This is a genomic window from Enterobacter sp. RHBSTW-00994 (genome assembly GCF_013782625.1).
In the GTDB taxonomy this organism is placed as follows: domain Bacteria; phylum Pseudomonadota; class Gammaproteobacteria; order Enterobacterales; family Enterobacteriaceae; genus Enterobacter.
In genome coordinates this window covers 1,629,116-1,650,100 of record NZ_CP056199.1, presented here as the reverse complement: position 1 = coordinate 1,650,100, position 20,985 = coordinate 1,629,116, and the positions used below count along the sequence as shown (strand labels likewise).

The 20,985-nt window shown below is 51.8% G+C and carries 16 protein-coding genes; 8 read left to right on the top strand and 8 right to left on the bottom strand.

The genetic code is table 11. From position 1 onward, the window contains the following. Positions 1–218: 218 nt before the first annotated feature. The 5 genes from pqiC to rlmKL are packed head-to-tail and all read right to left on the bottom strand — an operon-like array spanning position 219 to position 7,722. The gene (gene pqiC, locus HV346_RS07680; RefSeq protein ID WP_181622934.1) at positions 219–785 is read right to left on the bottom strand and encodes a membrane integrity-associated transporter subunit PqiC; all 567 of its coding nucleotides are present in this window, start codon (positions 783–785) and stop codon (positions 219–221) included. After that, complete coding sequence (gene pqiB / locus HV346_RS07675) at positions 782–2,422, bottom strand: intermembrane transport protein PqiB (RefSeq protein WP_181622933.1); 1,641 nt, start codon at positions 2,420–2,422, stop codon at positions 782–784. The genes pqiC and pqiB overlap by 4 nt, the downstream gene beginning before the upstream one ends. A gap of 4 nt (positions 2,423–2,426) precedes the next feature. Then, the gene (pqiA, locus tag HV346_RS07670; RefSeq protein WP_181622932.1) at positions 2,427–3,680 is read right to left on the bottom strand and encodes a membrane integrity-associated transporter subunit PqiA; all 1,254 of its coding nucleotides are present in this window, start codon (positions 3,678–3,680) and stop codon (positions 2,427–2,429) included. A 13-nt stretch (positions 3,681–3,693) separates the two neighbouring features. Then, on the bottom strand, positions 3,694–5,601 hold the full coding sequence (locus HV346_RS07665) for an ABC transporter ATP-binding protein (RefSeq protein ID WP_181622931.1): 1,908 nt from the start codon (positions 5,599–5,601) through the stop codon (positions 3,694–3,696). Between the two features lie 12 nt (positions 5,602–5,613). Beyond that, a complete protein-coding gene (gene rlmKL, locus HV346_RS07660; RefSeq protein WP_181622930.1) occupies positions 5,614–7,722 on the bottom strand; it encodes a bifunctional 23S rRNA (guanine(2069)-N(7))-methyltransferase RlmK/23S rRNA (guanine(2445)-N(2))-methyltransferase RlmL in 2,109 nt (702 codons plus the stop codon). Positions 7,723–7,825: 103 nt separating this feature from the next. On the opposite strand from rlmKL, the gene HV346_RS07655 reads away from it, so the two are divergent. Beyond that, positions 7,826–8,935: a YcbX family protein gene (locus HV346_RS07655; RefSeq protein WP_181622929.1), complete on the top strand. Its 1,110-nt coding sequence runs from the start codon at positions 7,826–7,828 to the stop codon at positions 8,933–8,935. Here HV346_RS07655 and zapC read toward each other — a convergent pair. Beyond that, complete coding sequence (zapC, locus tag HV346_RS07650; protein ID WP_181622928.1) at positions 8,932–9,474, bottom strand: cell division protein ZapC; 543 nt, start codon at positions 9,472–9,474, stop codon at positions 8,932–8,934. The two genes, HV346_RS07655 and zapC, sit on opposite strands and share 4 nt — an antisense overlap. Positions 9,475–9,640: 166 nt before the next feature. Next, positions 9,641–10,651: a quinone-dependent dihydroorotate dehydrogenase gene (gene pyrD / locus HV346_RS07645; protein WP_181622927.1), complete on the bottom strand. Its 1,011-nt coding sequence runs from the start codon at positions 10,649–10,651 to the stop codon at positions 9,641–9,643. Between the two features lie 248 nt (positions 10,652–10,899). On the opposite strand from pyrD, the gene ssuE reads away from it, so the two are divergent. The 5 genes from ssuE to ssuB are packed head-to-tail and all read left to right on the top strand — an operon-like array spanning position 10,900 to position 15,140. Next, on the top strand, positions 10,900–11,475 hold the full coding sequence (gene ssuE, locus HV346_RS07640; RefSeq protein ID WP_181622926.1) for an NADPH-dependent FMN reductase: 576 nt from the start codon (positions 10,900–10,902) through the stop codon (positions 11,473–11,475). Then, positions 11,468–12,430, top strand: a complete 963-nt coding sequence (locus tag HV346_RS07635; protein ID WP_181622925.1) for a sulfonate ABC transporter substrate-binding protein — start codon at positions 11,468–11,470, stop codon at positions 12,428–12,430. Before ssuE ends, HV346_RS07635 begins: the two co-directional genes overlap by 8 nt. Further along, positions 12,427–13,572, top strand: coding sequence for an FMNH2-dependent alkanesulfonate monooxygenase (gene ssuD, locus HV346_RS07630; RefSeq protein WP_181622924.1), 1,146 nt, complete (start codon positions 12,427–12,429; stop codon positions 13,570–13,572). Before HV346_RS07635 ends, ssuD begins: the two co-directional genes overlap by 4 nt. A 9-nt stretch (positions 13,573–13,581) precedes the next feature. Further along, the gene (gene ssuC / locus HV346_RS07625) at positions 13,582–14,373 is read left to right on the top strand and encodes an aliphatic sulfonate ABC transporter permease SsuC (RefSeq protein ID WP_181622923.1); all 792 of its coding nucleotides are present in this window, start codon (positions 13,582–13,584) and stop codon (positions 14,371–14,373) included. Further along, entirely contained in the window at positions 14,370–15,140 is a 771-nt protein-coding gene (gene ssuB, locus HV346_RS07620; RefSeq protein ID WP_181622922.1) for an aliphatic sulfonates ABC transporter ATP-binding protein, read from the top strand. Before ssuC ends, ssuB begins: the two co-directional genes overlap by 4 nt. 115 nt (positions 15,141–15,255) lie before the next feature. Here the strand turns inward: ssuB and pepN are convergent, their stop codons facing one another. Then, positions 15,256–17,868 (bottom strand): aminopeptidase N, encoded by a 2,613-nt coding sequence (pepN, locus tag HV346_RS07615; protein ID WP_181622921.1) that lies wholly within the window; start codon positions 17,866–17,868, stop codon positions 15,256–15,258. Between the two features lie 265 nt (positions 17,869–18,133). Between pepN and pncB the strand changes: the two genes are divergently transcribed. Both pncB and asnS read left to right on the top strand, forming a co-directional pair. Beyond that, on the top strand, positions 18,134–19,336 hold the full coding sequence (pncB, locus tag HV346_RS07610) for a nicotinate phosphoribosyltransferase (RefSeq protein WP_181622920.1): 1,203 nt from the start codon (positions 18,134–18,136) through the stop codon (positions 19,334–19,336). 167 nt (positions 19,337–19,503) lie between these two features. Further along, positions 19,504–20,904: an asparagine--tRNA ligase gene (gene asnS, locus HV346_RS07605; protein ID WP_181622919.1), complete on the top strand. Its 1,401-nt coding sequence runs from the start codon at positions 19,504–19,506 to the stop codon at positions 20,902–20,904. The last annotated feature ends 81 nt before the right edge of the window (positions 20,905–20,985 follow it).

Sequence of the window (20,985 nt, the reverse complement as noted above, 5' to 3'; positions counted from 1 at the left end):
AAACAGTGGCTGCAAAATGTGCAACCACAGATAACGAATAACCCGAATCACTCTCAGCGTCAATGCGCAAAATTCACGCCAGTGTCATATTTGTGAGCTATACAAAAAACCATTTGTACAAAAAATGTGACGCGGCACAGGTAACAAGCTGAAGTCAAAACGAAAAAAAAAGCGCAATCAGCGTGTTGCTGACCGCGCCTTATGTCGATGAATTTTACTTATGGAAGCGGCGAAATCTCACGAGCGATACTGGCCGATTCTTGCGCCCACCCTTGCGCTAACACTTTCACCATCTCGTCGTATCCATCTTTTTGCTGTTTCAACTCAAGATGGAAAGGACGTTTAATCAACTGCCCCTGATGGTTTAATAGCCATTCACCGCTTATCACCACTTTGCCATCATAGCGGCCATGGAATCCTGTCACGGTAACATTCAGGGTGTCCTGATCACTTCCCAGAGGCTGTGAGGCGACAACCCAGCCTGGGAGCTGGCTCCCAAGATTGGCAACCAGCGTATTACGCAACTGCTGGTCAAGCGGGCTGGCCCACAGGTTATTCGTGGCAATAACGTACTGCACATCGCTGGTCTGATAGACCACACCATTACCGGCGAGATAATCAGGCACAGCGACTTGCTCTACCCATAGCAGGCGATTACCCTGGCTGGCCGTGCTTTGCCCCCCTGTCTGCGTCGAGAGGGGCAACTGATAGTAACTCTTATTTTCGACACCAGAACTGCAGGCCGTTAAAAACAGAGCGCCAACAATCAATAGCCACTTTTTCATTCTTTTGCCCTCTTCGGCTCAGGATCCTTTTTGTCTTTCGCTTCAAACACCAGCGCATTGCTCTTCTCATTGAGCGTTTTAAGCACAGGCTGCAGTTCACGTAAAACCTGATCAAGACGTTGCATATCTGCCACCATCTTGTTATAGGCAGCCGAGCCCGGCTGGAAGCCCTGCATACTGCGATTCAGCTCGCGCAATGTTTTCTGCATATCCTGCGGCAATTGCTGCATAGACTGGCTTGCAGTGATCTTGTTGATATTATCCAGCGTGGTCTGCAGACGGCGCATCGTCGCCTGGCTCTCACTCAGCGAGCTTGTTGCGGCTTCAATCATCGGATTCAGTGGCAGATTATTAATCTTATCCAGTGTTTCCATAAGACGCTGCTGGATCTGCGCAAGGCCGCTACTCACAGTTGGGATAATCTTGTAGCCGCCAAATTCGCGGATACCGGTAATTGCAGGTGCTTTCGGATAGAAGTCCATATCCACATACAGTGCCCCCGTTACCAGGTTACCGGTTTTCAGCGACCCGCGCAGGCCACGGTTCATTAATTCAGTGATGTGCGCGCCAATATCCTGATTTTCACCAATCTGGTTGATGAGACGCTCAGGTTCAATACGGATCAGAACAGGGATACGGTAATCATCATCCAGGACCTGACGAAGTCCAGGAACAAAGAACGGAACTTGCCCAACGGTCCCCAGACGAATGCCACGGAACTCAACAGGCGCTCCCGGCTGCAAACCGCGAACAGAGTCTTTAAAGAACATCAGGTAGTCAATGTGATCGGTATAGAGAGCATCCTGAATGCTTTTCTGATCATCAAACAGCCTGAACGGCGTCTTTTCTGCAACAGGCTGACCGAGATCCATGCCTTCCGGTACATCAAAACTTACACCACCGCCAAAGAGCGTGGTTAAGGATCCCATTTCTACACGCATACCTGCCGATGTCAGATCCACCGCGATCCCGCTGTCTTTCCAGAAACGGACGTTACTGGTCACCAGCCGGTCGTTAGGTGCATTGATAAACAGTTGATAACTGATGGTTCTTTTTTGCGGGTCAAACGAACTCGTCTCAACAGAGCCAACGCGATAGCCGCGGAACAATACGGGATCACCCGCCGTTAACTGACCGGCTTTTTTGCTGTCGAGGATCACGCGGATACCTTTTGCATCCGGCGGAGCAAGTGGCGGTGAATCCAGAAGATTATATTTTCCGGGTGCGTTGCCCTTGTTTCCCGGCTGCAGCTCAATGTAAGCCCCGGAAAGTAACGTCCCCAAACCACTGATACCCTCACGACCAATCTGTGGTTTTACAACCCAGAATACGGAATCACTGTGCAACAGTTTTTCCATTCCAGCATTCAGACGAGCCTTGATTTCAACATGGGTCAAATCATCAGTCAGGGTTGCCGTTTCCACGACCCCCACATCTACGCTACGGCTTTTGATGGTGGTTTTACCCCCTTCAATTCCCTCTGCATTTGTGGTGATAAGCGTGACTTCCGGCCCCTGGTGACTGTAATGATAAAACAGTATCCATGCACCAATCAGTGCAGTTACGATTGGGAAGATCCATACCGGAGACCAGTTTTTGACCTTCTGCACTTTAGCCTCTCCACTCTTATTTTCCATGCTCTTACTCTTCCTCATGGCTTGACTCTGGCTCACGATCCCACGATAAACGAGGGTCGAAGGTCATGGCCGCAAACATGGTCATAATAACGACCAGCGCAAACATCAGCGCCCCCATAGCGGGATAAATACTCATCAGTCCTCCCATACGCACCAGCGCCGACAGGACGGCAATGACAAAAACATCAATCATTGACCAGCGACCGACAAATTCAACAACTTCATAAATCAGGTGCATGCGCTCACTGTCGCGCTTACCGTGTCCCTTCGCATCCCAGCAAAGCCAGGCGATCGCGATCATTTTTAATGTGGGAACCATAATGCTGGCAATGAAAATCACCAGTGCTACGGGATACGACCCTTCCCCCCATAACAATATGACACCCGCCATAATTGTTGATGGCATTTTATCGCCGAGCAAATCGGTGATCATAATGGGCAATATGTTGGCAGGTAGATAAAGCATGATGGATGTCACCAGCAGGGCCATCGTCCACTGGAGACTATTCTTACGCCGTACATGACCTCTTGTGCCACAGCGCGGGCACACATCCATCCCGGCAGGCAGAACCGCGGTACAGCAGGAACATGAACGTAGCCCCTGGCGGATCCCCGGCACTCCCACTTTTACCGTCTGTGGGAATGTCGGTGCTGGCGCAATGTCATCCCACGCCCAACGTCTGTCTACGCACTGAAAAGCCCGTAACTGTAGTACACAATACAAGCACCAGGGAACAAAACTGCTACCGATTCCTACATCGCCATACGCCATTAGCTTCACAAAACTAACCAGAATCCCCGCCAGAAAAATCTCCGCCATTCCCCAGCTTTTCAGCTGAAACAGGATCCGCGCGAGTTTTATTTTGAGAGCAGCAGGCATCCGCACACGATTAACCAGCAGCAGGATCACCACCAGACAAAAAGCCGGAACAATCTGGACGAACAGGAGAAAAAACGTGCCCAGGCTGGCGTAATTTTCTGAGAACATCACGCCAGGTATTTCGAGTAAATCAACCTGGCTGGTTATCCCTCCCACCTTCATATAAATGAAGGGGAAGAGATTCGAGAGCAACAACATGAACAAGGCAGCAATAGCATAAGCAGTGGGACGCTGCCTTGGCGCGTCCCACTCTGTTGTCAGCGTAGCGCCACAACGTGGGCAGAGAGCTTTATGTCCGTGACCCAGCTCTGGCAGCGCCACGAGCATATCGCATTGCGAGCATAATATATGCCGGTCGGCATGGTGCTGGTCACACATATGTTATCCCTGTTTATACGCCGTTTTTCAGAGACTCAAGGTACTCCCAGCGTTCAAATGCTTCCTCCAGTGCCTGTTCAGCCTGGGTAAGCTCTGCCAATATTTTCTGAGTATAGTCGTGCGACTGCGTAAAGAAGGAGGCATCTGCTACCTGAATTTGCAGAGCTTCGAGTGACGCTTCCAGCTCCTCAAGACGCTGAGGCAGCCCTTCGAGTTCGCGTTGCAGGTTATAGCTCATTTTCACAGTCGGTTTTTTAACAGTTTCTGCTTTTGCGACAACAGGTTCCGTTCCCACTTTGAGTTTTGACTGTTTTTGTATGAGCGACTGAGATTGCTGTCCGCGTGCATCGTGATACCCGCCGACGTACTGACCAATACGCCCTTCACCTTCAAAAATCCAGCACTCGGTTACGGTGTTGTCAACGAACTGACGATCGTGACTCACCAGCATCACCGTACCCTGATAACCATCGATCAGCTCTTCCAGCAGTTCCAGGGTTTCGACATCCAGATCGTTCGTCGGTTCATCAAGAATCAACAGGTTACTTGGTTTCAGGAATAAACGGGCCAGCAAAAGACGGTTACGCTCACCACCGGATAAAGCACGGACAGGCGTCATGGCACGTTTAGGATGGAACAGGAAGTCCTGCAAATAGCCCAGTACATGGCGTGGCTTCCCGTTCACCATCACTTCCTGTTTACCCTCGGCAAGGTTGTCCATCACCGTTCTGTCCGGATCCAGCTCAGCACGGTGTTGGTCGAAGTACGCCACTTCCAGTTTCGTGCCGCAATGCACGCGTCCGCTATCAGCCTGTAACTGGCCTAACATCAGTTTGAGTAGCGTAGTTTTACCGCAGCCGTTAGGGCCAATCAGGGCAATTTTATCGCCACGCTGTACCTGGGCAGAAAAGTCTTTGACCAACACTTTTCCGTCCACCTGATAGTTAACGTCTTCCATTTCAAAGACAATTTTTCCGGAGCGGGACGCCTCTTCAACCTGCATCTTCGCGCTGCCCATCACTTCACGGCGCGCACTGCGTTCATTACGCATCGCTTTCAGGGCGCGGACACGGCCTTCATTACGGGTACGACGCGCTTTGATCCCCTGACGGATCCAGACTTCTTCTTGCGCCAGCTTGCGGTCAAACTCAGCATTCTGGAGTTCTTCAACGCGCAGGTTCTCTTCTTTTTCCAGCAGATACGTATCGTAATCACCTGGATAGGTGACCAGCTTGCCGCGATCGAGATCGACAATACGGGTCGCCATGTTGCGAATAAACGAACGGTCATGCGAGATAAAGATAATCGTGCCGTTAAAGGTCTTCAGGAACCCCTCCAGCCAGTCGATAGCTTCAATGTCCAGGTGGTTAGTTGGCTCGTCCAGCAGCAACACTTTCGGACCACTTACCAGCGCGCGGCCCAGTGCCGCTTTACGCAACCAGCCACCAGAGAGAGACGCCAGTTCCATATCAGCTTCCAGGCCCAACTGCTCCAGAACCTCGGTGATGCGGCTTTCCAGTTGCCACAGTCCGTGGTGATCCAGCAGTTCCTGTAAGCGCGCCATCTCATTGAGGTTTTTCTCGCTTGGATCGGTCATCACCAGATGTGAGATGTCGTGATAACTCTTCAGGTATTCCGCCTGTTCAGAGATCCCTTCTGCGACAAAGTCATACACGCTACCCGCAACATTGCGCGGCGGATCCTGCTGCAAGCGGGAAACAATCAGATCCTGCTCGTATACAATACGTCCGTCATCCAGACCTTGCTCACGGTTAAGGATCTTCATCAGCGTGGATTTACCCGCACCGTTACGGCCTACCAGACAGACTCGTTCATTATCTTCGATGTGCAGTTCAGTATCATCGAGAAGGGGCGCATCGCTGAAAGACAGCCAGGCGCCGTGCATGCTAATTAGTGACATTTATTTTTCCTTTCAGACTGCGGTAATCAACCAGCAGTTGTGGATTTGACGATTACGGGCAAAGTCCTGAGACAGCGTTTTTTGGCTAATTTCTTGTGCTTTCAATCCCAGTGCTGCCAGCCCGTCATTATCCATGCGGAAGCCGCGTTTGTTGTTCGAGAACATAATCGTGCCGCCTTTACGCAGCAGACGTTTTAGATCGGTCATCAGACGCAAATGATCGCGCTGGACGTCAAAGGTATCTTCCATTCGCTTGGAGTTAGAGAATGTCGGTGGGTCGATGAAGATCAGATCAAACTGCTCATCTGTCTCACGCAGCCAACCCAGCACATCCGCCTGAAGCAGACGATGTGGGCGACCGGTAAGCCCATTCAGACGCAGGTTGCGCTCTGCCCACTCCAGATACGTGCGGGACATATCCACGGTGGTCGTGCTGCGTGCGCCACCAAGCCCAGCATGCACGCTGGCGCTGCCGGTATAGGAGAACAAGTTAAGGAAATCTTTACCTTTACTCATCTGACCCAACATACGACGTGCGATGCGGTGGTCAAGGAACAGACCTGTATCCAGGTAATCAGTCAGGTTGACCCAAAGGCGAGCGTTGTATTCGCCCACTTCGATAAAATCACCTTTTTCACCCATCTTCTGATACTGATTTTTCCCTTTCTGGCGCTCACGGGTTTTCAGAACCAGCTTGTTTGGCGCAATACCAAGCACACTGATAGTGGCAGCAATAATATCTAACAGACGCTGACGTGCTTTCTGCGCATCAACGGTTTTTGGTGGAGCATACTCCTGCACCACAATCCAGTCCGCATAGCGGTCAACGGCAACGTTATATTCTGGCAGGTCTGCATCATATAAGCGGTAGCATTCGATTCCTTCCTGCTTCGCCCATTTTTCAAATTTTTTCAGGTTCTTACGCAGGCGGTTAGCATAATCTTCCGCCACAGATGATGGCTTACTATCACCCTCTTTTTCCGTCAGATGGTAGTTTTTCTGCACGCAGTCCAGTGGACCATTTTTGGCTTTGAACTGACGCTCAGCACGCAGTTGCAGGCAACTCAGCAGCTCCGGGGAGGCACTAAACAGTGACAAATTCCAGCCACCGAAAGCGTCTTTCATCGTGCGACCCAACAAGCTATGCAGGGCAATCAGCGCAGGTTCACTATCAAGACGTTCACCGTACGGCGGGTTACTGATTACCGTTCCGTAGGGGCCTTTTGGCAGAGGATTGCTGAGCTGCGCCACATCCTTCACCTCAAAGGTGACAAGATCGGCGATACCTGCGCGACGGGCGTTGCTGCGCGCACGCTCAATGACCCGAGAATCACTGTCTGAACCATAGAAATGCGACGTGTAATCCGCCAGCCCTTTACGAGCGCGAACCTGCGCTTCGGCTTTGACTTCTTTCCAGATGGCCTCGTCATGCTGCGCCCATCCACTAAAACCCCAGTGTCCACGATGCAGACCCGGAGCCCGGTCTGTTGCCAGCATTGCCGCTTCAATGAGTAACGTGCCAGAGCCACACATCGGATCGAGCAGAGGTGTACCGGCCTGCCAGCCTGAACGCATCACTATTGCTGCTGCCAGGTTCTCTTTGATCGGCGCGATACCCGCACGATCGCGGTAACCACGCTGGTGGAGACCTTCTCCGCACAGATCCAGGGAGATATTCGCCGTTTCTTTGTTGAGCCACACGTTAATGCGCAGATCGGGATTTTCACGATCGACATTCGGACGCTCCAGGTTTTTACGGGTGAAGCTGTCGACAATCGCATCTTTTACCTTCAGCGCACCGTACTGGCTGTTACGAATTTCGTCATTCAGCCCACTAAAATGCACGGCGAAAGTTGCATCTGGTGCAAAAATCTCTGTCCAGTCAATGGCCTGTACGCCAAGGTACAAGTCAAGATCGCTATACACCTTACATGCGCCCAGAGGCAGCATGATGCGCGACGCCAGGCGACTCCACATCAGGCTCTGGTAAATAAGCCGCGTGTCGCCCTCAAAGTGGACACCACCCTGAACCACCTGACAGGCTTGCGCCCCCAGGCCTTCAAGTTCAGTTTTTAACAGCTCTTCCAGCCCACGGGCCGTACTGGCAAACAGAGAATTCATATCGTCACTTATTACTCTAAGAAAATTGCTGCGCATTATAGCTAATATGGAGTGTATGTCATAAAGTTGAGGGCTTATTTTCATTCGTTCGAGGGTATGAACAGTGGTGACGTTATCCAGGCTTTTTATTCATCCGGTCAAATCAATGCGCGGCATTGGCCTGACTCATGCGCTTGCTGACGTCAGCGGTTTCGCCTTTGATCGCATTTTCATGGTAACTGAACCAGACGGAACCTTTATTACGGCACGTCAGTTTCCACAAATGGTGCGCTTTACACCATCCCCTTTGTATGATGGTTTACACCTGACTGCCCCCGATGATTCCAGCGTCGTCGTCCGCTTTAGTGATTTTGCGCCTGTCGATGCGCCGACCGAAGTCTGGGGTAACCATTTCACTGCCCGTATCGCGCCTGATGAGATCAATCAGTGGTTGAGTGGCTTTTTCTCCCGTAGCGTCCAGCTACGTTGGGTCGGCCCCGAACTGACCCGGCGAGTGAAGCGCTATGAAGCGGTTCCACTCTCCTTCGCTGATGGATTCCCGTTCCTGCTTACCAGTGAAGCATCTCTGCGTGATGTGCAAAACCGATGCAAAGCGAGCGTTCAAATGGAACAGTTCCGTCCTAACCTGGTCGTTACAGGAGCACAGGCGTGGGAAGAGGACACCTGGAAAGTCATTCGTATCGGTAGCGTGATTTTTGATGTAGTGAAGCCCTGTAGTCGCTGCATCTTTACCACGGTCAGCCCCGAGAAAGGCCAAAAACACCCGTCCGGCGAGCCACTTAAAACACTGCAATCTTTCCGGACAGCGCAGGATAACGGCGATGTTGATTTTGGACAGAATCTGATCCCGCGTAACAGCGGCATGATTCGCGTGGGTGATGAAGTCGAGATCCTCGCAACAGGTCCTGGCAAAGCGTATGGGACCGGAGTGACAGAAGAAACGGTCAAGGTGGAAGTTCACCCAACACGTGCAGTGACGCTTCAGTGGCAAGGGCAAACGCTGCGCGGGAATAATCAGCAGGTGTTGCTTGAGCAACTCGAACAGGCAGGTATTCGCGTTCCGTATTCATGTCGCGCGGGGATCTGCGGGTGTTGCCGCGTGACGCTGGTTGAAGGGGAAGTCACTGCGCTGAAGAAATCAGCCATTGGGGACGATGGTACAATCCTTTGTTGTAGCTGTGTGCCTAAAACGTCATTACAGCTAGCACCTTAAACAGCTTGCTCAAGGCTGAAAGCATCTGCGCGTAGCTGTGGTTTCAGCCTGTCATTCATCACTTTAATCGCATCACCCAACTGCATCATGCGTCCGGCAATCGTCACACCGGGTTGCGCCAGCAAACACAAGGCTGCATTTTCACCGGGTTCAACCACCAGCAAACTCACCTCTTCCGCCGTATCGCTAAGACTCACACTGGCAGCATCACCTGTCACCGGCATCCAGCTGATACCGTGCGCCAGAAAATGCCAGCTTTTAGGCATCTGGGGTTTAAGGAAACGGATAGCAACCAGGGCGTTTAGCACCAGTTCAGCACGCTGTTCTTTAGACAGCTCAAGGTCACGGCATTTCTCTTCAAATGAGAAATAAAGCGCAGCATCATCGACGCAAAAGCCTGAAGGGGCGAACGCATCCGGAGTAAGCATACGGCGTGCAAAACGAGAGCGAAACAACATGCCATTGGCTAAATCCAGCATCATGCGATCATGTTCGTCGCAAAAATACCAGCGCCAGTTATCGTCAGGTTTAATTCGCATTTGTCTCTCCCGTCCCCGAAACATCCTGTTCTAAAAATGTCCTGATTGTCGCTTCGTTTATAACATCAATAATAAAAGACCATAATGTCTAAATAAGCAACAGTGACGGAATATAAAACAACCAGGGCTGGAAATAAAGCCCTGGTTGTCTGATTACGAGAAAAGATTAGATATGAGTGACGATTTCTTTAATCAACTGCGGGCCTTTAAAAATAAAGCCAGAATAGATCTGAACCAGAGATGCTCCGGCAGCAACCTTCTCACGTGCAGCAATGACAGAATCAATTCCACCCACACCAATAATGGGAAGCTGTCCTTTTAATTCGGCAGACAGAGCACGAATAATTTCTGTACTTTTTAATTGTACCGGACGACCACTCAAACCACCCGTTTCGTCACAGTTTTTCATTCCCTGAACCAGGGAACGATCGAGGGTGGTATTGGTTGCAATAACACCATCGATATTATGCCGAACTAAACTATCTGCCACCTGGATCAATTCTTCGACAGAAAGATCCGGAGCGATCTTAACCGCGACAGGAACATATTTATGGTGGATCGCCTGCAGCTCATTTTGTTTATTTTTAATGGCACTCAGCAGATCGTCCAGTGCTTCACCATATTGCAAAGAGCGCAGCCCCGGCGTATTCGGTGAGGAAATATTCACCGCAATATAACCGGCATAAGCGTAGACTTTTTCCATACAAATCAGATAGTCGTCTTTGCCCTGCTCTACTGGCGTGTCTTTATTCTTGCCAATATTGATGCCTAACACGCCGTCAAAATGTGCTTTTTTAACGTTCACAACCAGATGATCAACACCAAGGTTATTAAAGCCCATCCGGTTGATCAACCCTTCGGCTTCCACCAAACGGAACAAACGCGGTTTATCATTACCTGGTTGCGGACGCGGTGTCACCGTCCCGATTTCGATGGAGCCGAACCCCATCGCACCCAGTGCATCAATGCACTCGCCATTTTTATCCAGACCCGCCGCCAGACCCAGTGGGTTTTTGAAGGTCAGTCCCATGCATTGCACAGGTTTTTCTGGCACGTTCTGACGCACCAGTGCTTCCAGTGGCGTACCCGTGATACGGCGTAATTGCTGAAATGTAAATTCATGAGCGCGCTCTGGATCGAGCTGGAAAAGGGCTTTACGAACGAAGGGGTAGTACATGAACTCTCCTGGATTCCCGGTGTGCAAACCGGGGGCGTATTATCTGCGATTGTCTCAAGAAAGGGAATTGACCTGCGGCAAAAAAGACGCGTAAAACGCAATCGTTTACTTCGCAGCCCTCTCTTTATGCAATTTTCTGCATTTTAATTGCAGATAAATCATTTAGTGGAATAACACCGCAATGTCACACTCCTGAAAATTGTTATTAATGTTAGATAAAAGCAAACAATTGGTTATAAGGAGCATACATGCGCGTCATCACTCTGGCTGGAAGTCCACGCTTCCCTTCTCGTTCCAGCGCATTACTGGAATATGCCCGTGAAAAACTTAACGCTCTGGATATTGAAGTGTGCCACTGGAATCTGCACAACTTTGAACCGGAAGATCTGCTCTACGCCCGATTCGATAGCCCGGCGCTCAACACCCTGATTGAACAGCTCAAAGAGGCTGACGGGTTAATCGTGGCGACCCCCATCTATAAGGCTTCTTTTTCTGGCGCATTAAAAACCTTGCTTGATCTGTTACCGGAACGCGCTCTGGACGGCAAAGTGGTTTTGCCGCTGGCAACCGGCGGTACAGTAGCCCATTTACTGGCTGTCGATTACGCCCTGAAACCTGTCCTCAGTGCCTTAAAGGCGCAGGAGATCCTGCACGGCGTCTTTGCTGATGACTCGCAGGTTATTGATTATCAGCATAAACCGCACTTCACGCCGAATCTGCAAACCCGTCTCGACAGCGCACTGGAAACCTTCTGGCAGGCCTTGCACCGCAAAGATGCTCAGGTTCCTACATTGACTCAACCACAGGGGGTTGCACATGTTTAAAACATTGACCCGTATTGGGCTGGCAGGGCTGATGGCGATTTCAGCCCTGGCTCAGGCGGCGGAGAATGCACCAGAAAGCCTGCGAATTGGCTACCAAAAAGGCAGCGTCAGTATGGTTCTGGCAAAAAGCCACCAGCTGCTGGAAAAACGCTATCCGGAGACAAAATTCTCATGGATAGAGTTTCCTGCCGGACCACAAATGCTGGAAGCGCTCAATATCGGCAGTATTGATCTCGGCAGTACTGGCGATATTCCACCTATCTTCGCGCAGGCTGCCGGAGCGGATCTGGTTTACGTTGGCGTTGAACCGGCAAAACCCAAAGCCGAAGTCATCCTTGTTCCTGAAAACAGTGCCATTAAGAACGTGGCTGAGCTAAAAGGTCACAAAGTGGCGTTCCAGAAAGGCTCCAGTTCACACAATCTGCTGCTGAGAGCCTTACAGGAAGCGGGGCTTAAATTCACTGATATTCAGCCTGTTTATCTGACTCCGGCGGATGCGCGAGCTGCGTTCCAGCAAGGAAATGTTGACGCATGGGCTATCTGGGATCCTTACTACTCCGCAGCGTTACTACAGGGTGGCGTAAGAGTATTAAAAGATGGCACAACGCTGAAACAGACCGGTTCGTTCTATCTCGCAGCGCGTCCATATGCGGAAAAAAACGGAGCATTTATTCAGGGCGTTCTCGACACCTTTACTCAGGCAGATGCGTTAACCCAGAGCCAGCGTCAGGAAAGCATTACGTTACTGGCAAAAACAATGGGGTTACCTGAGCCTGTTATCGCCAGCTATCTCGATCACCGTCCACCGACCACGATTACCCCGCTGAATGAACATGTTGCGGCACTTCAGCAACAGACTGCAGATCTCTTTTATCAAAATCGCCTTGTACCAAAGCAGGTAAACATTCGTGACCGTATCTGGCAACCCGCAAGCAAAGAAGGAACGAAATCATGAGTCTGAATCTTTTCTGGCTTTTACCCACCCACGGTGATGGACACTATCTTGGCACAGAAGAAGGTTCCCGCCCGGTTGACCACGGCTATCTGCAACAAATTGCGCAGGCTGCAGACAGGATCGGTTTTACCGGAGTACTGATCCCAACAGGACGCTCCTGCGAAGATGCGTGGCTGGTGGCCGCGTCGATGATCCCGGTCACCCAACGTCTGAAGTTTCTCGTGGCGTTGCGCCCAAGCGTTGTCTCCCCTACCGTGGCTGCGCGCCAGGCGGCAACCCTTGACAGGCTTTCAAACGGACGAGCCCTGTTTAACCTGGTGACAGGCAGCGATCCACAAGAATTAGCGGGCGATGGCGTGTTCCTTGATCACACAGAACGTTATGAAGCCTCTGCTGAATTCACCCGCGTCTGGCGTCGTTTGCTGGAAGGCGAAACCGTCACCTTTGAAGGAAAACATGTTCACGTCCGTGATGCGAAGCTCTATTTCCCTCCGGTACAGCAGCCACGCCCCCCTCTCTATTTTGGTGGGTCATCCGATGTCGCGCAGGATCTGGCCGCAGAACAGGTTGACCTCTATCTGACGTGGGGCGAACCGCCTGAGCTGGTAAAAGAGAAGATTGCCCAGGTGCGCGCCAAAGCTGCGGCACTGGGTCGTAGCGTGCGTTTTGGCATTCGCTTGCATGTCATTGTGCGCGAAACCAATGAAGAAGCCTGGCAGGCTGCTGACCGTCTGATTTCACATCTGGATGATAACACCATCGCGAAAGCCCAGGCGGCGTTTGCCAAAACGGATTCCGTTGGGCAACACCGGATGGCCTCACTGCATAATGGTAAACGCGAAAACCTGGAGATCAGCCCGAATCTGTGGGCGGGTGTCGGCCTGGTTCGTGGTGGCGCAGGGACTGCACTGGTTGGGGATGGTCCAACCGTCGCGGCGCGTATTAATGAATATGCGGCGCTTGGGATCGACAGCTTTATTTTGTCCGGATATCCGCATCTGGAAGAAGCGTACAAAGTGGGTGAACTGTTATTCCCGCATCTGGATGTTGCCATCCCGGAAATTCCACAACCCCGGACATTACAGCTACAGGGCGAAGCCGTGGCTAACGAGTTTATTCCCCGGAAAGTCGCGCAAAGCTAAGGAGCCACCATGTCTGCCACATCGCAAAAATGGCTGCTGCGTGCTGCCCCCTGGTTTTTACCCGTCGGGATCGTCATCGTCTGGCAACTCGCCTCTTCTGCGGGCTGGCTGTCGAGCCGCATTCTGCCCTCTCCGGAAGGGGTCGTTGAAGCATTCTGGTCACTCAGCGTGAGCGGTGAATTATGGCAACATCTCGCGATCAGCTCCTGGCGTGCAGTGATTGGCTTTTCGATTGGCGGAAGTATTGGCCTGACGCTCGGCCTGATTAGTGGCTTATCCCGTTGGGGCGAGCGGTTGCTGGATACCTCAATTCAGATGCTACGCAACGTGCCACATCTGGCATTAATTCCGCTGGTTATTTTGTGGTTTGGCATCGATGAAAGCGCCAAGATTTTCCTCGTGGCTTTGGGAACGTTGTTTCCGATTTACATTAATACCTGGCATGGGATCCGCAACATCGATCGTGGTCTGGTGGAGATGGCGCGCAGCTACGGGTTATCTGGCTTTTCTCTTTTTATCAATGTGATCCTGCCGGGCGCCCTGCCCTCCATCATGGTTGGCGTCCGGTTTGCTCTCGGTCTGATGTGGCTGACATTAATTGTCGCCGAGACTATTTCAGCTAACGCCGGAATTGGTTATCTGGCCATGAATGCCCGTGAATTTCTGCAAACCGACGTGGTGGTGGTGGCCATCATTCTTTACGCCCTGCTCGGTAAACTGGCAGATGTCAGCGCCCAGTGGCTGGAACGAAGCTGGTTACGATGGAACCCGGCCTACACGACTCAGGAGGTTAAAGCATGAATACCGCCCGACTGAACCAGGGGACACCGCTGCTACTGAGCGGCGTCACTAAACGCTACAGTAAAAACACCATTCTTAATGCGCTGGATCTGCATATCCCCGCCGGGCAATTTGTGGCCGTTGTGGGTCGTAGCGGCGGCGGCAAGAGTACCCTCCTGCGTCTTTTAGCAGGGCTGGAATCTCCCAGTGGCGGCGAGATTCTGGCAGGTACAACACCGCTGGCAACTATTCAGGATGATACCCGCATGATGTTTCAGGACGCTCGCCTGCTGCCCTGGAAAACGGTGATTGATAACGTCGGCCTGGGTCTGAAAGGTAACTGGCGGGGCAACGCGCATCAGGCATTGGCAGCTGTGGGTCTGGAAAACCGCGCCGGTGAATGGCCTGCCGCGCTTTCAGGCGGACAGAAACAGCGCGTGGCGCTGGCCAGGGCACTGATTCACCGCCCCGGATTGCTGCTGCTCGATGAACCGCTCGGTGCACTCGACGCCCTGACACGAATAGAGATGCAGGATCTCATCGAGACCCTGTGGCAGGAGCATGGCTTTACGGTACTGTTGGTAACTCATGACGTGAGCGAAGCCGTGGCAATGGCCGATCGCGTGTTACTCATAGAAGAAGGTAAGATTGGTCTTGATCTGACGGTTGATATTCCACGCCCGAGACGTGTCGGCTCTGCAAAACTGGCAGAGCTGGAAGCGGAAGTGCTGGATCGGGTAATGAAGCGTGATGTGAGTGAAAGAGCATTAATTAAAGCTAATGGCTGATGCCCTCATCCCGGCCCTCCCCTGAAGGGAAAGGGAAAAAACCGATGACCCGGTCTAACACGGGGCGAGAGAACATCGTAGCCCGGTAAGCATAGCGCTACCGGGCTTTTTCATATTACGCCAGCGCCTTAGCAATCTTCTCGTACAGATCGCCAGACAAGTTTTCCAGCCCTTTTAACTGCTCGAGCGCGGCGCGCATTTTCGCCTGGCGTTTCGCATCGTAGCGTTTCAGACGAATCAGCGGCTCAATCAGGCGTGAGGCCACCTGCGGGTTACGGCTATTCAGTTCAGTCAGCATTTCAACCATGAACTGGTAGCCACTGCCATCTTCAGCATGGAACGCCGCCGGGTTGCTGCTGGCAAATGCACCAATCAGCGAACGAACACGGTTCGGGTTGCTCATGGTAAAGGAGCGGTGCGTCAGTAATCCACGCACAGTTTTCAACACATCCGCAGACGGGCTGGTGGATTGCAAAATGAACCACTTATCCATAACCAGACCATCCTGATGCCATTTGTCGTCATACTCTTGCATCAACGCATCACGACACGGCAGTTCAGCGGCAACGCTTGCGGCAAGCGCAGCGAGCGCATCCGTCATGTTGTCAGCCTGGTGATACTGCGTACTAACCAGCGTGTCGGCCAGTTCCACTTCGCCAAAGGCCAGATAGCGCAGGCAGGTATTACGCAGAGAGCGTTTGCCGATATCCGCATGTTCCACACGATACGCGTCAAGCTTGTTGGCGTTGTATATGGCCAGGAACTCATCCGCCAGCTCGGTTGCCAGTGTGCGGGTTAGCGCTTCGCGCACCGCCACGATAGCAATTGGATCGATGATATCGAACAGTTCAGCAATCTCGCTTGCCGAAGGTAGCGTCAGAATTTCTGCGGCCAACGCGGGGTCGATCGCTTCATCAAGCAGGATCGCGCGGAACGCATCAGCCACGTGAACCGGCAGAGACAGCGGTTGTCCTTGCTGATGACGATTAACGTTCAGCTTGATGTAGGTTGCCAGCAGGCTTTGTGCGGCATCCCAGCGAGAGAAGTCATTACGCGCATGACGCATCAGGAACGTGAGCTGCTGATCGCTCCATTTGTATTCCAGCTTCACTGGCGCAGAGAATTCACACAGCAGAGCAGGAACCGGCTGGAAGTAGACGTTATCGAAGATGAACGTCTGCTCGGCCTGTGTGACGTTCAGCACATGATGTACCGGGTGACCGCCTTTTTGCAGTGGGATCACTTTTCCTTCGTTATCATACAGTTCAATACTGAACGGAATATGCAGAGGATGTTTTTCTTCCTGCTCAGCCGTCGGTGGTGTGCGCTGGCTGATGGTCAGGGTGTACTGCTCCGTTTCCGGGTTGTAATCGTCTTTGACCGTGACAACCGGCGTACCAGCCTGGCTGTACCAGCGACGGAAATGGGACAGGTCGACGTTAGAGGCGTCTTCCATTGCCTGCACAAAATCATCACAGGTGGCCGCACTGCCATCATGACGTTCAAAGTAAAGCTGCATCCCCTTCTGGAAGTTTTCTTCACCGAGCAGCGTATGGATCATGCGAATGATTTCAGCACCTTTCTCATACACCGTCAGGGTGTAGAAATTGTTCATTTCAATCACTTTATCCGGACGGATCGGATGTGCCATTGGGCTGGCATCTTCCGCAAACTGCAGACCACGCATCGTACGCACGTTGTTGATACGGTTAACCGCGCGCGAACCCAGATCGGAGCTGAACTCCTGATCGCGGAAGACCGTTAAGCCCTCTTTGAGGCTCAACTGGAACCAGTCACGACAGGTCACACGGTTACCTGTCCAGTTATGGAAATACTCGTGACCAATAACGCGCTCAATGTCGAGGTAATCTTTATCGGTTGCGGTATCAGTTCGCGCCAGTACGTATTTGGAGTTAAAGACGTTGAGGCCTTTGTTCTCCATTGCGCCCATGTTGAAGAAGTCGACTGCAACGATCATATAAATGTCGAGATCGTATTCAAGACCAAAGCGCTCTTCATCCCACTTCATCGAATTGATAAGGGAGGTCATTGCCCACGGAGCACGGTCAAGGTTGCCACGGTCAACAAACAGCTCCAGCGCGACTTCACGACCTGAACGGGTTTTGAAGGTATCGCGCAGTACATCAAAGTCACCCGCGACCAGCGCAAACAGATAGCACGGTTTCGGGAACGGATCCTGCCACTGCACCCAATGACGGCCATTTTCCAGCTCGCCTTCACCTACACGGTTGCCGTTAGAGAGCAGGAATGGGTAGAGGGCCTTATCAGCGATAATTCTGGTGGTGAAACGAGCCAGAACATCCGGACGATCGAGATACCAGGTGATGTGACGAAAACCTTCCGCTTCGCACTGGGTGCAAAGCGCAACACCAGAGAGGTAAAGCCCTTCCAACGCGGTATTAGCCGCAGGACTAATTTCGTTCACGATGCGCAGCGTGAAGTGTTCAGGCAGGCTGTTAATGACCAGTTGGTTGCCTTCTTCTTTATAGTCAGACCACACTTCATCATTAATATGCACGGAGACCAGCGTCAGGTCTTCACCATCAAGACGCAGCGGTACTGCAGTCGCGCTCTGGCGCGATACCTGGCTCACCGCCGTCACAACGGTTTTAGTGGCATCCAGGTCAAAAGTCAGATCGATATCGCTAATCAGGTAATCCGGCGCACGATAGTCGTGGCGGTATTTGGCTTGTGGCTGTTGTGTCATAGAAAACCTTATGCATCGTTTGTCGAATAACGAATCCAGTCTATTCCTGTTGTGTAGATCGCGCTATGCAGAATGTTCATCTTTTCAGTTACAAACACCTTTTTCGCTACATTTGTATAACACGCGGCACAAAATGCCCTCGACCATAACGTGAGCTTATGTTGTGATCGGGGTTCAATAAATCGCTAAACAAGGTATACTCCAGCGGTTTCTGTAGTTGTTTATTGTACTAAACGCTCCTGTGAGAGGATGCTACTGCGCACCTATGACTCAATTCGCTTCTCCGGTTCTGCATACGTTGCTGGATACCGATGCGTATAAACTGCATATGCAGCAAGCCGTTTTTCACCACTATTACGATGTCCATGTCGCGGCTGAGTTTCGCTGCCGGGGTGATGACTTGCTGGGTATCTACGCAGATTCCATCCGCGAACAGGTCGATGCTATGCGGCATCTGACGCTGCAAGACGATGAATATCAGTGGCTTTCAGGGCTACCTTTCTTTAAACAAGACTACCTGAACTGGCTACGTGATTTCCGCTATAACCCGGAACAAGTGACCGTTACCAACAACAACGGTAAGCTGCATATCCGCCTGGAAGGTCCGTGGCGCGAAGTGATCATGTGGGAAGTCCCGCTTCTGGCGGTCATTAGCGAACTGGTTCACCGCTACCGCTCACCGGAAACCGGTGTCGAACAGGCCGTAGCGTCACTGGAACATAAACTGGCTGAATTTACTCAGTTGACCGAAACACTGGATATGTCTCACTTCCGGTTGATGGACTTTGGCACGCGCCGTCGTTTCTCCCGCGAAGTACAGCAGGCCATTGTTGAGCGCCTGCAAAAAGAGTCCTGGTTTGTCGGCACGAGTAACTATGATCTGGCCCGTCGTCTGGATCTGACCCCGATGGGCACTCAGGCTCACGAGTGGTTCCAGGCGCATCAACAAATCAGCCCCGATCTGGCAACCAGCCAGCGTGCGGCTCTGGCCGCCTGGCTCGATGAATATCCAGATCAGCTCGGTATCGCACTGACTGACTGCATTACCATGGATGCCTTCCTGCGTGACTTTGGGCCCGAATTCGCCACACGCTATCAGGGATTACGTCATGATTCAGGGGATCCAGGAGAATGGGGTGAGAAAGCTATCGCGCACTATGAAAAACTGGGTATCGACCCGCTGAGCAAAGTGCTGGTCTTCTCTGACAACCTTGATCTGCCGAAAGCTGTCGATCTCTATCGCCAGTTTTCCTCCAGAGTTAACCTGAGTTTTGGGATCGGGACACGACTGACCTGCGATATCCCTCAGGTGAAACCACTGAACATCGTCATAAAACTGGTGGAATGTAACGGTAAGCCGGTCGCGAAACTTTCTGACAGCCCAGGCAAAACCATCTGCCATGACAAAGCGTTTGTGCGTGCATTACGTAAAGCCTTCGATTTGCCGCAGGTTAAAAAAGCCAGTTAACCGCTTTCGGGAGCCTGACCAGCTCCCTCCTTCCTATTTATTTCCGATTTCTTCTCTTTTGACTGCGAAATCTGCTTGTCTGACGGCGGATGCCAGGTAACATAGATATCCCCCCTATGAGGGCGGACAAGTGTTTATTTTTTCCGACTATTAACAGAGAGAATATTATGAGCGTTGTGCCTGTAGCCGACGTACTCCAGGGCCGTGTCGCCGTTGACCAAGAAGTCACCGTGCGCGGATGGGTGCGTACTCGCCGAGATTCTAAAGCTGGCATCTCCTTCCTTGCCGTCTATGACGGTTCCTGCTTTGATCCTGTACAGGCCGTCATTAATAATTCTCTGCCCAATTACAATGACGACGTCCTGCACCTGACTACCGGTTGCTCCGTTATCGTGACCGGTGTGGTGGTTGCTTCCCCGGGCCAGGGCCAAAGCTTCGAAATTCAGGCAACGGCAATTGAAGTCACCGGTTGGGTTGACGATCCAGATACCTATCCAATGGCGGCTAAACGCCACAGCATCGAATATCTGCGTGAAGTTGCGCACCTGCGTCCACGTACGAACCTGATCGGTGCTGTTGCCCGTGTTCGCCATACTCTGGCGCAGGCGCTGCATCGTTTCTTCGACGAGCAAGGCTATTTCTGGGTTTCGACTCCGCTTATTACCGCATCAGACACTGAAGGTGCAGGCGAGATGTTCCGTGTATCCACACTGGATATGGAAAACCTGCCGCGCACGCCAGAAGGCAAAGTGGATTATGACAAAGACTTCTTTGGTAAAGAGGCCTTCCTGACCGTATCCGGCCAGCTTAACGGTGAAACTTACGCCTGTGCGCTGTCAAAAGTTTATACTTTTGGTCCAACGTTCCGTGCGGAAAACTCCAACACCAGCCGTCACCTTGCTGAGTTCTGGATGCTGGAGCCTGAAGTTGCCTTCGCTAATCTGAACGATGTGGCAGGTCTGGCGGAAGCAATGCTGAAATACGTGTTTAAAACTGTGCTTGAAGAACGTGCCGACGACATGAAATTCTTCGCCGAGCGTGTAGACAGCGATGCGATTGCTCGTCTTGAGCGTTTCGTCTCTGCTGACTTTGCACAAGTGGACTACACCGATGCGGTGGCGATCCTCGAAAAATGCGGTGAGAAATTCGAGAACCCGGTTTACTGGGGTGTTGATCTCTCTTCTGAGCATGAACGCTACCTGGCTGAGAAACACTTTAAAGCACCAGTTGTCGTGAAAAACTACCCGAAAGACATTAAGGCCTTCTATATGCGCCTTAACGAAGACGGTAAAACCGTTGCCGCGATGGACGTACTTGCCCCTGGTATTGGCGAAATCATCGGGGGTTCTCAGCGTGAAGAGCGTCTGGACGTACTTGACGCCCGTATGGAAGAGATGGGGTTAAACCCAGCCGACTACAGCTGGTATCGTGATCTACGCCGTTACGGCACGGTCCCACATTCCGGTTTTGGTTTGGGCTTCGAACGTCTGATCGCTTATGTCACCGGTGTTCAGAACGTGCGTGATGTTATTCCATTCCCACGTACACCACGTAACGCAAGCTTCTAATCCACATAATTCATAATGGCCAGCATCTGCTGGCCATTATTTTATTCTGCATTGTCAGCTTTCGTCAGTTCAAAGTCAGCA